This window comes from Paraburkholderia sp. RL17-381-BIF-C (assembly GCF_046026435.1).
GTDB lineage: Bacteria > Pseudomonadota > Gammaproteobacteria > Burkholderiales > Burkholderiaceae > Paraburkholderia.
The window spans coordinates 1-14,825 of sequence record NZ_JARESX010000118.1 but is presented as its reverse complement, the minus strand read 5'-3'; the positions used below and the strand labels follow the sequence as shown (position 1 = coordinate 14,825).

Here is a 14,825-nt window from a genome sequence, read left to right as displayed (position 1 = left end):
AGTTGCCGGTGCCCTCAATTTTCTTGCCACCGAGCAGCAGGGTCGCGCCGGCCGCAATGGTACGTTCGATCTGCTGGTGTAGTTCGTCGCGCAAGTCGTGGCGCGCCATCGGCCCGATCGTGCTCTCAGGATCAAGCGGGTCCCCCGCCTTTACTTGCTTTGCGGCAGCAACGAACTTGCGAGTAAATTCTTCGGCGATGGGCTTTTCAAGAATAAACCGCTTGGCGGCCAGACAGACCTGCCCGGCGTTCTGGAATCGCGCTTTAATGCCCGCTTCCACTGCCAGATCGATATTCGCATCGGACAGGACAACGAAGGCGTCAGCGCCGCCCAACTCCAGCAGGCTCTTCTTGAGTGCTTTTCCTGCTGTGGCAGCCACCGCCGAGCCCGCGCGCATACTTCCTGTCAGCGTGACCGCCGCGATCCGATCATCCTCGATCGTGCGGGCTACTGTCTCGTTGTCGGTATTCAGATTGGCGAAAAGTCCTTTTGGAAAGCCGGCAGCTTCATACGCCTCCTGCAGGGCATAAGCAGAACCCATAACGTTGGGCGCATGCTTCAGTAAAAAGCCGTTACCCGACAACATGATCGGACCAGAGGCGCGTACCACCTGCCACAAAGGGAAGTTCCATGGCATGACGGCCAGAACCGTGCCGATGGGCAGATACGAAACATGGACCTCGTCATCGCTATCGACTGAGACCGGTTCGTCTGCGATGATCGCAGGGCCATTTTCTGCGATCCACTCGATGGTGGCGGCGCATTTTTCGACCTCTGCGTGCGCTGCGCCGATGGTCTTGCCCATCTCGGCGGTGATGAGAGCGGCCAGGCTATCTGATCTTTCCCGCAAGATCGCCGACAGGCGATGATAGGCAGCGACGCGTTCTCGCATCGGCGTCGCCCGCCACAGGCGGAAAGCTGCAGCACTATCAACAAGCAGGCGCTCCACTTCGTTGGCAGACTGGAATGTATAGGTTGCGATCAGTTCGTTGGTCGCAGGGTTACGCGAGGTCGCGACGTTGACCGCGTTAGTGTTTGGCTGAGCGTTGTGATTCGACATCGTTATTGCCTCCTTGACAGATGAAATCAGCGAATGAGGTGCTGCTCTGATGGTCAGTTTAGGCAAAGCGATCTGAGTGAAGAAGGCGTCTCGTAATCCTATGACTGCGGGTCATAGGCAGCATGGTGTGAGATATACGTCACCAGGGAAAGGTCGGGCCGACCCTTGGCGTCATTGCGACATACGTGAGATCGATACGCGTGATGCCCACATGGGCAGAAATGCGGGTCGGGCGCGGACCATCCAGTTCCGATCAAGATAAGCCGCTAGGTGCCGCTATCGAATGGCAAAGAAATTGAGCAAACGCATTTTGATTTCTTATCTAGCGGTAGCTCGGCGTACGAAAAAAAAGCCAGCCGTAGCTGGGCGGGATCCACCGGCAAATATGCCGTAGGAGGAGGTACTAAAACAAGATGGCTGGCTTGCTATCGATCAAGACAGCAACCAGCCTTAGGCCGCATTTTGCCGATGCTCCAGATCAGCTTAGTGACCCGAATAGATCGACTTCGTAGCGATATTGGCGGTTGGCTTAAGCGAGGCGCCTGATGAGGATGATCCGCCCGAGACTCCACCGTAACCCGAAGCGGCGTTATTTTTCGCGGTGACACGTGCTTCGGCGGCTTGAATCTGCACCGGATAAGTTGCTTGGTCGCCAGCACCCGGCTGGTAGCCCGCCTGTTCAAGTTGAGCCAAATCAGCACGCACTTGCGCACGGCTAACAGGTGCCTCTGACTGGGCGAACGACGATACAGCCGGAATAGCAAAAGCAGCGGCGACGACGAGTGATTGAATGAGTTTCATGATACTTACCTTCAGACTTGGGTTTTGTTCGCAAACACCCGTTTGCGATTTAGTGATGCCAGTCTAGACAAAGCGATTCGAGTGAAGAAGGCGTCTTGTAATCCTATGACTGCGTGTCATAGGCAGTATGGCGCGGGATATACGTCACCAGCGAAAGGTCGGGCCGACCCTCCGGCGTCAACGCAACATACGTGAAATCGATATGTCCGGAAGTCGGATGCCGCAGACGTTTGCTGCCCTCATCAAAACCTTTCACGTCCGTGTCCTGCCACCAGTCACGGAACTCAGCGCTCTGTTGCGAGAGTTCATTAATCAGATCGTCGAACGGAACTTTGTCCTGCGCATGCGCGCGCGAGGCGCGGAACGTGGAGATCATGCCGCGCGCCATCTGCTCCCAATCGAGGATCAGCGTGCGATAGGGGCGATAGAGAAACAGCAGGCGTAACGTATTGCGCTCGTGCGGCTGCAGCGAGCCGTAATCGACGAAAAGGTCCGCAATCGCATCATTCCAGGCGAGTATGTCTAATCGCGTGTTGCGCACGTAGGCAGGGATGGGGTTGATCGCGCGAACCAGCCTATCCAGACCTTCGGTAACTCCGCCGGTGGTCACGACGGCCGGTTCCTCACGGGCCGAAAGCGCAAAGAGATGAGAGGATTCGACCCGATCGAGTTTGAGAATCTTCGAGATGCGCCGCAGTGCGTCTGCGGAGGGCTGGATGTCGCGTCCCTGTTCGAGCCAGGTGTACCAACTGACGCTGACGCCTGCGAGCACGGCGACTTCTTCGCGCCGCAAGCCCGGTGTGCGCCGCGGGCCCTCAGGCAGACCAAATTCCTTAGGCTGCAGACGCGCCCGTCGACTGGAGAGGAAGGTACCTAGCTCACGGCGTTGTTCGGGAGAGGTTTTCTTGACCATATCGCGCAATGTTCCTATGCCGAAAATATTGGGCCGAACAAGCGCCGACATTCGTAATGTCATTGAGCACAGCAATGGATAGTGCGCCTGCGATGGTTGGGGCGGCCAGTACCGCCGCCTGTGTAAGCTGCTGAGTATAAAGTGCCCAACGCGTCGTGAGGTATGACGTCGCCGGATCGCGCGGGCTCATTTTCCTGAGCGTCGCGCGATGCCCAGCCCATTTTATGCCCGATTATCCAGCTCCGGTATGCCGCTGTTACCGTCGGCATAGGCGGCCTTGAAGCTCGGCCGTTGTTGCCAACGCTGCCAGTAGGCATCCAAAAATTCAAAACGCTCGTCGAGCGGAGTGGCGTTCACCGGGAACTTCGAGAACGCGATTGCGGTCGCCAGCGTTATGTCAGAGAAGGTCGGTTCATCACCGCCCAGCAGCCACTGCCGTCCGTCCGACAGATGCTTGTTGACCAGCGCGGCATGGGCCAATGCTTCCTTGCGGCAGTGCTCACCCCATGCCTCGTTCTTCGTCAGTTCAAGCTTGAAACCGAGACCCGTATGCAAAACGTGGAAGGCCGTGACAATCCGATACAGGATGTGAACCCAGATGCGGTTGTCCCACATATTGTCCAAGCCCTGCTCCAAGGGCGTGTCGCCCATAATCTTTCGACCGGGATAGGACTGGTCGAGATATCTGACAACGGCGGCAGTCTCGGAAAGGAAGCTACCGTCAGCAAGTTCAAGCGTCGGCGTTTCGCCCCATGGATTCATTTTCAAGTGACGCCAGCCACGCTGTTCGCCGACCGGCGTCATGTCATAGATGGTTTCGTCAAACTGATCTGCGATCCCCTTTTCATGCATGAACAGACGCAGGCGCTGTGGGTTGGGGAAGGCCGAGGGCGAGGTGAAGACGTGCAGTTTGGTAGTCATTTGCGTCGTTCCTGAATGTAAGTTGAAGATGGCGCCAACCCGTATGCGTATAGGAGCTGGTCACAATTCCTTGTCTGCGCGAGCAGTGAATGCACTTTATTACCTTGCTGTCCATACATAAATGGTGTAAACATCAATTCATCTATTACATTTTGGAACAAACAATGGCCGCCATCGAATCGATCCAGCTCGGCAGCATCGAGCAATTTTGTAAAGCCGCGGAGTTGGGAAGTTTCACAGGCGCGGCCGAGGTTTTTGGCGTAACCCCGGCAGCGGTCAGTCGATCGATCAGTCGGCTCGAACAGCGCCTTGGTGTGCGCCTGTTTTCGCGGACAACGCGCAGCGTCAAGGTCACAAATGAAGGGGAGCTTTATTGGAAGGAGTGTCAGATAGCGCTCGATCAAATCGCCGAGGCCGAGCGCGCGATCACCGGCGCACAGACAGTGCCGAGTGGGCTGCTGCGCATCAGCGTCAGTGCCGCTTACGGGACATATCGCTTACTGCCTTTGATGCCCAGGTTCACCGAGGCCTATCCACAGATCGACATCGAGATAAGTATCTCCGACAAGATCATTGATTTTGTTGAAGAGGGGTTTGATCTTGCTATCCGATTAGGCATCCAGCGTGATTCGCGACTGGTGGCATATAAGCTGGAGGATGCGTCTTTAGGCGTTTTCAGTACACCAGATTACTTACGTAGAAGAGGCACGCCGCTATCGCTCAATGACCTTGAGAAGCATAACTGCATTCAATACGTGTCCCCTAATACTGGGCGACCGATGCAGTGGTTGTTTACTGATGAAAAAGGGGCCGAGATTGAACAACCGATAAAGAGCCGAATGCGGGTACTCAATGATGCGCTAGGGTGCGTCGCCTGGGTCAATGCGAGCGGCGGCCTTTACCAGACCTACCGTTTCGCCGCGGCAGAAGCTTTAAAGCGTGGCGATCTCGTGGAGGTTCTTCAGAAATATGGTGGACGCTCCCGCCCGTTCTCCATCCTCTATCCACAGAATCGCCACTTATCAGCGAAAGTGCGTGCGTTTGTCGACTTTCTACGGTCAGCCGTAAGCGCGTAGTCAGCGGAGCAAGCACAGTCCTTTCAGGATCTTCCAAAATTTATCGTTCCGTGGACGCGACGGGTATGACTCGCCAGTATCAGCTACGCGTGATAGTCCGCTTTTAGCGGCGGACCCGACTCACGGACCTCAATGTGAGCACCTAAACGGACGTCCGCAGATGGCCGACCCCGGTTTGACACGGACCGCCACAACGCGCCGTCGTCGATCAGGCCGCATTCGACCCAAGTCGACCCGTTGCAGCCGGTCAGTGCGCCGCTATTGCGACGTCTCGTCTGAGAAGTACACCGGTCATTCGTTGTCTGACGCGATCGCAACTCCGGGCGCGCGCGAACAGGTTGATGCTTTTTATGCTGGCTTGCGCTGTTGTTGGCATCTCTCGAGCGGCCGCCCTCAAAACAATACGCGCCCCAACATTTGCGACTTCTCGCAACTCGGCGTCTCGCCCAAGTGGCTTCGCCGCAATCGGCCACATTGCCGGCACTCACTCGCGTATCACCTACGTCCTGCTCAAAAGCGCGTACTTAGCGGAGTTCGTCGTCAGGGTCGACGTGTTCTCTTGTTTTCTGGATTGCCCAGCCATGCAACTTGCGCCAGGCTGGGCACTAAAAACGGTCCCCGCGTCGCGCCGCCTTCCCACGACCCAGTGTCGCGTTGCAGCAAACTACCCTTCGCGGCCGCTCTCCTTGGCTTTCAGGGCTTGATGCGCAGATGGTCAGGTGGCGATATCGTCGCATCGGGCTGGTCTAGCGCGCCCTCGTCATGTCGGCGCATCGCCGCCTGCAGATTACCAGTACGCGCGAGGCAAACGCCGGCGATTGCTGCAACAAAAAGCGGAACGGCACTGGCAAACAGCATGTTGCTTATTCCGATGTGCATTGAAAACAGTGCGCCTCCGTATAGCGACCCTACAATTCCACCGAAGCGTCCCGCGCCGAAGGCCCAGCCCAGCCCCGTTGATCGCAAGGCAGTCGGGTAGGTGTCTGCCGCCACGTAGTGAGAGCAAATCACCCCTCCGATGACCGTGACACCCGCGGCGCCCGCCAGGGCGCTGAGCAGTATCTGCGATTCGATACCAAACGCCCCAATGAGACACACCACGATCCCGCCGGCGCCCATAACCATTGCCATGACACTGGCAGGTCGCGACTTGTCCATCACGCGGCCTAGAACGATTGAGCCGAGGGTGCCGCCGACCTGATAAAGCGCAGTGATAAAAACCGCCTGCCCGACACTGGCTCCGGCGTCATGAATCATTACGGGAAGCCAGTTTGACAGCAGGTAAAGAACGAGGAAGCAAAGGAAGTAAATGGCCCATAGAAGCAGCGTTTGGACAGCGCGCTTCGACTCGAATAGTTGAGCGACCGGCGAGTGTGACACCTGTAGTTCAGTCGAACCGAAAGTTGTGCCAACAGGCAATTTGGAACCTGGCGTAAATTTCTCGAGCAGCGCCTTGATCTGTACCGTTCGATTACCTTTTGCTGCCATGAATCTGATCGATTCCGGAAGCCACAGTAACACGGTCACAGTTACTACCGCGGGCAATATTCCGCCAAACAGCAGCACAGATTTCCATCCGTAAGCGCCTATAAGCCATGCTGACAGAAATCCACCAAGGGCCGCGCCAAGCGAAAAGCCGCTATACATGAGCATCAAGATAGTTGCGCGGACTCGTTTGGGCGCATACTCCGCCGTGAGCGCAACGACGTTGGGCATCGCCCCACCAATTCCCAGACCGGCCAGGAAGCGCAATACAATCAACGTCTGGACGGAATCGGAGAAGCTGGCCGCGAAAGTCAACGCGCTGAAAAGCAGACAGCTCAAAATCACGACCGGGCGACGGCCCACGCGGTCCGCCATCACGCCACAGAGCATGCCCCCCAGAGCCATGCCCGTCAGTCCCGCGACGAACACTGGTCCGAGTGCAGCGCGAGTGATCCCCCATCCTTGTACGATAGCGGGGCCAACATAGCCAATCGCCTGTGCGTCGAACCCGTCAGCCATGGCGACGAACGCACACACGAGGTAGATGAGTATTTGCCTCCTGCTTACTCGCATCTCATCGATGTAAAGCGCGACATCCAGAAATTTGTCTCTCCGTTCCATGCTTGTCTCCAAACCTTCGGGCGTGCGCCTGTGCCAGCGCTTTACGCCTCCAGTAATCCGTAATGTTCAGGCAGTCACGATCGTTATGTAGATACGCGCCTGTTGATTTAACTGGTCAAGCCAGTCGCACGAGTTCATCCTAGTAACCCAGATCTCGGTTTAACTCATACAGAAGCGGTTCCCCAGCAGATATTCGGCGAAGATTCTCGATAAACTGATCAACGACCGGCTCGACAGCGGGCTGCGCAGCTGAGTGGGGTGTCACAAGTATCTTGGAGTGCCCCCAGAATGGACTGCTCCGTGGTAGTGGCTCCTGATCAAAGACATCAAGCGCAGCGCCGCTCAGCTCCTCATTGTCGATCGCTTCCAGAAGGTCGTCTTCGACAACGATTCCCCCCCGCGCTGCGTTAATGAAGTAGCAACCTTTCCGAACTGTGGAAAAAATCGACCTGTTCAACATCCCGCGCGTTGAATCCGTTAGTGGCAACAGGCAAACAAGGAAGTCGCACTGGCTCAGAAATTCAGGCAGCGCTTCCCGCCCTGAAAAAATCTCAAGTCCTGTTTCTGTTCTAGCCGTGCGTGCCCATCCAACGACGCGAAATCCGAGGCTGGCGACGGCGCGAGCCACTACCGATCCTGTCTGTCCTACTCCCATGATTCCAACCGTGCATTTCGTTGCATCCGGGATCGGAAGCCGAGCCCAATCGCCGGATGCATGCTGCCGCTCAAGGGTCGGTAAGCCCCGGAAGACTCGCAAAATCTGCAAGACAACATACTGAGCCATACTCAGGCCCAGACCGTCATCGCACGCGCGGGTGACGCGCACGCTAGCAGGGAGGTCTGATGCACTGAGTATGCCGTCAGCACCGGCACCGACCGACGCGGCAAGCCGTAAGTTCGGTAGGCGGGCCGCCATGCCAGTCGGCAATTTGAACGTGAAAAGTGCCGTCACGTCGTCGTTCAACCCGGGAGCGAGCTCGGTAACGATAGTCAATTCAGGCGCTTTGCGTCTAAGTGATTCGTACCGTGTAACGACAAAGTCCGACGTGAGCAGCATCAGGACCGTATGCCGTTCATCATTAGGCGATGGCATCAATGTGTCCGCTCGGTCGAGAAATGAGAGTTGTGGCGTTTGCTCTGTCTCGTCAACAACTGCCAACGAAGGTCGACCACATCGGGTCTCTGAAGGAACGCCTTCGTCTGCAAGGCTTCTTTCTCGGGGAGGTTTTTTGATACTCCGCTCGCCATGCATTGCAACTGCACGCGCGCGGCGAACTCGAGCACTGTGGCGGAAATTGTGGTGTCTGCGATCGAGCGACCGACCACCAGCGATCCGTGGTTCCTCAAAAGAATGGCGCGTTTGTCTCCAAGCGTCTGGGCGATACTCGTGCCTTCTTCGGCGCGAAGGACAATTCCTTCGAATTCATCAAAAAGAACGATGTCGTTATAGAATAACGCGCCGCTCTGAGTAATAGGCTCCAGAACTTTACCAATAATGCCGAGCGCAAGGGAGGCCTCCGAATGCGTATGCAAAATGCACGTGACCTCGGGGCGCCGCGCATAAATTTCAGTGTGGATATTGAGCGTAGGGTTGCATTTCTTTTGTCCGGTAACGGTCTTCAGATTGAAGTCAGACTCGATTAGCTCGTCAGCGGTCGCTTCTTCGAAACCAAATCCATAGGGAATACTCCAAAAAGTATTTTTGCCAGGCAGGCGAGCCGTCAGGTGCCCAGAGATTCCGCTACCTTGGCCATCCATAGCGAGAATCTGAAACGCGAAAACCAGATCTTTAATCAGCTCTCTTGTATCGTTATCCATATTTTCCTCTGTATTGAACGCATCCGATTTTTTTCAGGCGCTATATCATGTCTGGTTAAACAACGGCGCGACCGGTCACGTCCACGCTCGTGGCGTCATATTCAAAGAGCCAGTCATAGCGCTCACGGACTTTGTCCTCAGCCCACTCTCTGCCCACATATTCGGCAGCGTAATCTGCATCGGCAAGCATGGGATTGTGGAACCGCGCACCGTTGGCCGAAGAGCCTCTGACGATTTTCGCGGTCCGCTCCATTCTCAGCGCTTCATAGGTCTCAAGCGCGACGGTCGGTTTGCGAGCATTGGCCTCAAGACAACGCGCCAGAACAACGCCGTCCTCGATCGCCATGACCGCGCCCTGCGCAAGGAAAGGCAATGTGGGATGGCAGGCGTCGCCGAGTAAAGTTACGCGTCCTTGGGTCCACTTACGCATTGGTGCTCGGGAAAGCAATGCCCATTTGAACGGTTCCTTTATGCCCCGGATGAGCGTCTCAACGTCGGCGTTCCAACCTTTGAAATCGTTCAGGCACTCCTCAGTGGTGCCGCGGGCTGTCCACGACTCTACTTGCCAGTCGTCTCTCTCGACGATGCCGACGAAATTAACGAGCGTGCCCTGGCGCAAGGGGTAGTGAATGACGTGAGCGCCAGGACCGATCCAGTTAGTCGCGGTGCTCACCCGCAGATGTTCCGGAAGCGCTTCGCTCGGGACGAGCCCGCGCCAAGCCATGCAACCGGTGAATTCCGCCGTACCTTCTCCGAACAGCAGGCGACGCACGGCAGAATGAATTCCGTCCGAGCCGATGAGAATATCGCCGCTAGCGATGGCGCCATTTTCGAGATGGAGATGGACGGAAGTCTCGTCCTGCGCGAACGCGCTGACCTCCGACCCGCAATGAATCGCGTCGGGCTTTAATGCACGAACGCTCCGCGCGAGCAGGCCGTGCAGGTCAGCGCGGTACATCAGGTAATAAGGGAACCCGTACTTGGCGACGGAGGTCGCCCCGAGATCGAAGAGAGGCCATGTCTGGCCGGAATTCCAAAGCCGAACTTCCTTCCTTTCAGCCTCAGTGGCGAGTTCTCGCAGTTCAGCCTCAAGGCCGAGATCGAACAGGCAGCGCGTGCCGTTCGCGCTCAGCTGAAATCCGGCACCGACCTCCCCCAATTGAGGAGCCTGTTCGTACACGTCGACGTCAAAGCCGCGTCGTAGCAGAGCTAGAGCACAGGTGAGGCCGCCAATACCCCCGCCCGCAATCAGTACATGTGGCTTACCCGCGTCCAATTGATTCTCCCGGAATGTGTTTAGCAGCACGACTGCCATGTCACGTATTGAACACTCCTCCGGCCCATTTTGGAATTGAATATATCAAATCAATTCATTGGAAATGGAAACCAATCGTCCCGTGTGCCTTGCCTAGTCGTGAGTCATCGTTTGAGAAACGGCGTCAGCAAACATAGCGACGAGATCTGACGCCTCCCGTCCCTTTTTTGTGACCATAAAGAAGTCGATTGGCGCGACGGGGCTGCCGAGCGTTTGGCAGGTCACTTCAAACCGTTCGCACATAGGTAGGACGAATGAGGGGACGATTGCAGATCCGTATCCGGCTTCAACGAGTGCGATCGCCGTAAGGAGGTTGTTGCATATATCCCTTTGCTCAATGGAGCGTCCGACGTCCTTTAGACATCCATCGATGACCTGCTGTATGGGATTGTCGGAAGGGAGGCTAATTAGCGGCTCGTCGGGGAGCATCGCCCATGGGATCTCGCTGGGCTTCGCTTCTTCCGCTCCTTTGTATCCACCGGTGGACGTCGCCGTCAGATAAATAAGGCGGAATCGACCGATGCGCTTCCGGGCTATCCCGGAGGCCGGCTTGAAGAAAGCGCCGAGCCCGAGGTCTGCTTCGCCTGACTCGACAAGGGAGAGAATTTCCTTGCGACCAACGTCTCTCACGTGCAGACGTACATAGGGATGCGCATTTGAAAAGTCCCTGCAAATCCCTGGGAGAATGCTGGCAGCCATAACAGGCGTCGCTGCTATCGTGAGCTCCCGGCGCGCCTGATCAGACATGCGGTCAATGCTCGCAATTACTGACTCCAGTTCGGAGATCATACGTTGCGCGACTGGAAGAAGCTTTGCCCCCGCTTCGGTGATGTGAACGGACCGCGTGGTCCTGTCGAAAAGGCGCGCTCCGATCTGGCCCTCCAGCTCCTTGACCATCAAGCTGAAACCCGACTGGGTAACGGCGACCTCTTCTGCCGCTCGAGTGAAACTGCCAAGCCTTGCTGCGGTCAGGAATGCCCTAAGTTGCCTAGCTGTTACATTCATTTTGAATCCAAATCAATTAATTTTACAAAGCAATTTTACAAATGATCGCCATTAGAGTCTACTTGCTTGACTCGGTATGGGTAAGCGCTCCTGAACGAACGTAGTCGGACGCCTGCCAGCCCGAAACAAACCCTTAGTCAAAACCTGCTGCTCGCTGCACGTATCGAGCCCCAACCATCATCCGTAGACCAGATATGTGGGGCTGCCGCTCCGGTTCGCACGGCACAGCAATTGTCGGGCACCCGGCATTACAGGCGGTGCTTTCTGACCAGGTTTCTTTGGTTGAGTAGTTGCGCGGCGCAGGATGACTCAAATGAAACTCAACTTAATCGACACCCAACGTTAGATCGGAGTGACCATGTCCGAAAACCGCCACGGCTTGACGCTTGCAGCTGGCTTGCCGTATCAGACTGGCTTCGGCAATGAATTCGCGACTGAGGCATTGCCCAACGTCCTGCCGGTTGGCCGGAACTCGCCGCAGAAAGTCAAGAGAGGCTTGTACGCGGAACAACTGTCAGGCACGGCATTTACGGCGCCGCGCGCACACAACCGGAGGTCGTGGCTCTATCGGGTGCGACCCGCGGCCGTCCATCGTCCGTTTGAGCCTATCGAAAACAACCGACTCGTAGGCGATTTCTCGACGGTCCCCAAAACTCCTCCGAACCAGCTTCGTTGGGACCCGCCGCCATTGGGCATAGAGCCGGTCGACTTCGTCGATTCGCTGGTGACGATGGCCGGTAACGGCTCCTCCGATTCAATGTCGGGCTGTGCGATTCATCTGTATGCCGCGACGCAGTCGATGAAGGATCGTTTCTTCTATTCGGCCGACGGCGAATTGCTGATCGTGCCACAAGAGGGTCGCCTGACGCTTGCGACCGAACTTGGCGTGCTCGACGTGGAACCGTTCGAGATCGCCGTGGTGCCGCGCGGCGTACGTTTCGCGGTTACGCTGCCGGATCGGTCGGCTCGCGGTTACGTCTGCGAAAACTTCGGCGCGCTGCTCGATCTGCCGGACCTTGGCCCGATTGGGTCGAACGGCCTGGCCAATCCGCGGGATTTCCTGACGCCGGTCGCCGCATTCGAAGATCGCGAAGGCGATTTTGAACTGGTCGCCAAGTTTGGTGGACACTTATGGCGTGCCGATATAGATCATTCGCCGCTTGACGTCGTCGCCTGGCACGGTAACTACGCGCCCTACAAGTACGACTTGCGTCACTTCAACACCATCGGCTCGATTAGCTTCGACCATCCTGACCCCTCGATCTTTCTCGTTCTTCAATCGCCAAGCGACACCGAAGGCGTGCATTCGCTCGACTTCGTAATTTTCCCGCCGCGCTGGCTCGTGGCCGAGGACACGTTCCGCCCACCCTGGTTTCATCGCAATGTTGCTAGCGAATTTATGGGTCTGATCCACGGGGCATACGACGCGAAGGAAGAAGGCTTTGTGCCGGGAGGCGCGAGCCTGCACAACTGCATGTCTGGTCACGGTCCAGATGCGGAGACGTTCGAAAAGGCCTCGAACAGCGATACGACGAAGCCGCACAAGGTGGACGACACGATGGCCTTCATGTTCGAGACGCCGCGTGTCATTCGACCGACGGAATTCGCGCTCAAAACATCGCAGTTACAAGCTGAATACTTTGAGTGCTGGCAAGGGCTTAAAAACAACTTCGCGAAGGAGAACAACGCATGAACGTGGCGCAAGGTGACAACTCGCAGGTGGCCAACGATCCGAAGCTGAGGAGCTGGCTCGAGTCGGCCAACGCCCCGGATTGCGATTTCCCGATTCAGAACCTGCCGTTCGGTGTTTTCAGCGATCGCGCAAACGCGTCGGCGCGGGTCGGTGTAGCAATTGGGGATTCGATTGTCGATCTGGCAGTGCTTACAAAAGAAGGCCTGCTCCCGCACGACGCGGCACTGTTCGATCGTGCGTCACTGAATGCTTTCATTGCGACGGGGAGAGCACAATGGCGAGCGCTGCGCACGAGACTGTCCGCTTTGCTGCAGGCGGACAACGCGGAATTGCGCGACGACGCGGCGTTGCGCAAGCGCGCATTGATCGCGCAAGCTGACGCGCGGCTGCACCTTCCGGTGGAAATCCCCGGCTACACCGATTTCTACTCGTCGCGCGAGCATGCGACGAACGTTGGATCAATGTTTCGCGATCCCAAAAACGCACTCCTGCCGAACTGGCTCGAAATCCCGATCGGTTACAACGGACGTGCCTCATCGGTCGTCGTGAGCGGCACGCAGGTTATGCGACCCAACGGGCAGATCAAGCTGCCGGACAGCGAGCGGCCCGTCTTCGCTCCCTGCCGAAAGCTCGACATCGAACTCGAGATGGGCTTTATCGTTGGTGTCGGCAGCACGCTAGGGGATGCGGTCCCTTGCGAAAGCGCGGAAGACTATATCTTCGGAATGGTGTTGCTTAATGACTGGAGCGCACGCGACATACAGCAATGGGAGTATGTCCCGCTGGGACCGTTCAATTCGAAGGGATTCGCGACGACCATTTCGCCGTGGATTGTGACGCTGGACGCCCTCGAGCCGTTCCGGTGTCAGCAGCCGGAGCAGAATCCGCAGCCGATTTCCTATCTGCGTCACTCGGGCGAGCATGCGTTCGACATCCATCTCGAAGTCGATCTGCGCGCGAGCGGTGATGCGCAAGCGCAGACGGTCTCCCGCACCAACTTCCGGTACATGTACTGGTCGATGGCGCAGCAGCTCGCGCATCACACCAGCGGCGGCTGTAATGTACGCATCGGCGACCTCATGGGTTCCGGCACCATTAGCGGACCGACGCCGGCCTCCTGGGGCTCGCTGCTCGAATCGACGTGGAACGGGCAGCGTCCGTTGCAGCTTGCGTCGGGGCAAACGCGGGCTTTCATCCAGGACGGCGACGAACTGACATTGCGCGGATGGTGTCAGGGCGACGGTTATCGCGTCGGCTTCGGCGCGTGCGCGGGAACGATCCTTCCGGCGAGAGAAACCGCATGAGCGCGTTCACGCTGCACGGCTACTTTCGCAGTTCGGCGTCGTTTCGTGTTCGCATCGCGCTCAATCTCAAGGGCATTCCCTATGATCAGGCGCCGGTGCATCTCGTGCGCGATGGCGGCGAGCAGCTTCAGGCGTCCTATCGCGCGATCAATCCGGACGGTCTCGTGCCGTCGCTCACATGCGATGACGGCAGCGTGCTCACGCAGTCGCTTGCGATCATTGAATACCTCGACGAGTGTTTTCCGACGCCGGCGTTGCTGCCTCGATCGGCGGTGGATCGCGCTTTTGTGCGTTCCGTCGCATTGCAGATCGCGTGCGAGATTCACCCGATCGCCAATCTGCGCGTTCTCAGATATCTGCGCGGCGAGCTCGGCACATCGGCGCCGCAGAAGGACGCGTGGTACCGGCATTGGATCGATCTCGGCTTCGCCTCGCTCGAAGCAAAGCTGACGTCGGACGCGCGCCCGGGACGTTTCGTTTTCGGCGATACGCCCACGCTCGCCGATATCTGCCTCGTCCCGCAAGTGTGGAACGCGCGCCGCTTCTCGATTCCCCTCGACACCTATCCGACGATCCGCCGCATCGCCGATCACGCTATGCAGAATGAAGCGTTCGCCGCTGCCGAGCCTGCGCGGCAGCCGGACGCTTAACGCGTGAAGCTTGCTGACGTCGCCGCGCCACCGCTAAGACTGCATCACGGGAAGTGAATGAGAAAACTGATCGTGATTTTCATGCGCGACAGATGACTGTCCGCTAGCGGATTCTGAGCCGTCGTTTGTACTCGCCGGAGTCCGCATGGGCGAATGGCGGATA

General features: G+C 57.3%; 13 protein-coding genes. 4 read left to right on the top strand and 9 right to left on the bottom strand.

All coding sequences use genetic code 11. The features are described from left to right. The 4 genes from P0D70_RS34715 to P0D70_RS34700 form a co-directional block, all read right to left on the bottom strand. Positions 1–1,060 (bottom strand): aldehyde dehydrogenase family protein (locus P0D70_RS34715; RefSeq protein WP_408187829.1); only part of this gene is annotated, 1,060 nt, incomplete at its 3' end. 483 nt (positions 1,061–1,543) lie between these two features. Further along, complete coding sequence (locus P0D70_RS34710; protein WP_408187828.1) at positions 1,544–1,861, bottom strand: DUF4148 domain-containing protein; 318 nt, start codon at positions 1,859–1,861, stop codon at positions 1,544–1,546. Positions 1,862–1,964: 103 nt separating this feature from the next. Further along, positions 1,965–2,825 (bottom strand): helix-turn-helix transcriptional regulator, encoded by an 861-nt coding sequence (locus P0D70_RS34705; RefSeq protein WP_286162067.1) that lies wholly within the window; start codon positions 2,823–2,825, stop codon positions 1,965–1,967. A gap of 171 nt (positions 2,826–2,996) precedes the next feature. Next, the gene (locus tag P0D70_RS34700) at positions 2,997–3,695 is read right to left on the bottom strand and encodes a glutathione S-transferase family protein (RefSeq protein ID WP_091801144.1); all 699 of its coding nucleotides are present in this window, start codon (positions 3,693–3,695) and stop codon (positions 2,997–2,999) included. Between the two features lie 164 nt (positions 3,696–3,859). Here P0D70_RS34700 and P0D70_RS34695 point away from each other — a divergent pair, with 164 nt between their 5' ends. Beyond that, entirely contained in the window at positions 3,860–4,771 is a 912-nt protein-coding gene (locus tag P0D70_RS34695; RefSeq protein ID WP_091808680.1) for a LysR family transcriptional regulator, read from the top strand. Positions 4,772–5,464: 693 nt separating this feature from the next. Here P0D70_RS34695 and P0D70_RS34690 read toward each other — a convergent pair. The 5 genes from P0D70_RS34690 to P0D70_RS34670 form a co-directional block, all read right to left on the bottom strand. Then, entirely contained in the window at positions 5,465–6,877 is a 1,413-nt protein-coding gene (locus P0D70_RS34690) for an MFS transporter (RefSeq protein WP_408187827.1), read from the bottom strand. A gap of 139 nt (positions 6,878–7,016) precedes the next feature. Next, complete coding sequence (locus P0D70_RS34685) at positions 7,017–7,970, bottom strand: 2-hydroxyacid dehydrogenase (RefSeq protein WP_408187826.1); 954 nt, start codon at positions 7,968–7,970, stop codon at positions 7,017–7,019. Next, positions 7,970–8,695: a class II aldolase/adducin family protein gene (locus P0D70_RS34680; protein ID WP_408187825.1), complete on the bottom strand. Its 726-nt coding sequence runs from the start codon at positions 8,693–8,695 to the stop codon at positions 7,970–7,972. Before P0D70_RS34680 ends, P0D70_RS34685 begins: the two co-directional genes overlap by 1 nt. 55 nt (positions 8,696–8,750) lie before the next feature. Further along, positions 8,751–10,010: an FAD-dependent oxidoreductase gene (locus P0D70_RS34675; protein WP_408187824.1), complete on the bottom strand. Its 1,260-nt coding sequence runs from the start codon at positions 10,008–10,010 to the stop codon at positions 8,751–8,753. A 93-nt stretch (positions 10,011–10,103) separates the two neighbouring features. Further along, a complete protein-coding gene (locus tag P0D70_RS34670) occupies positions 10,104–11,015 on the bottom strand; it encodes a LysR family transcriptional regulator (protein WP_408187823.1) in 912 nt (303 codons plus the stop codon). Positions 11,016–11,373: 358 nt separating this feature from the next. Between P0D70_RS34670 and hmgA the strand changes: the two genes are divergently transcribed. Genes hmgA through maiA form a run of 3 tightly spaced genes read left to right on the top strand, consistent with a single transcriptional unit; the run spans position 11,374 to position 14,662 of the window. Then, on the top strand, positions 11,374–12,708 hold the full coding sequence (gene hmgA / locus P0D70_RS34665) for a homogentisate 1,2-dioxygenase (protein ID WP_408187822.1): 1,335 nt from the start codon (positions 11,374–11,376) through the stop codon (positions 12,706–12,708). After that, positions 12,705–14,012 carry a fumarylacetoacetase gene (fahA, locus tag P0D70_RS34660; RefSeq protein WP_408187821.1) on the top strand — a complete coding sequence of 436 codons (1,308 nt, stop codon included), beginning with the start codon at positions 12,705–12,707 and terminating at the stop codon, positions 14,010–14,012. The genes hmgA and fahA overlap by 4 nt, the downstream gene beginning before the upstream one ends. Next, on the top strand, positions 14,009–14,662 hold the full coding sequence (gene maiA / locus P0D70_RS34655) for a maleylacetoacetate isomerase (protein ID WP_408187820.1): 654 nt from the start codon (positions 14,009–14,011) through the stop codon (positions 14,660–14,662). Before fahA ends, maiA begins: the two co-directional genes overlap by 4 nt. The last annotated feature ends 163 nt before the right edge of the window (positions 14,663–14,825 follow it).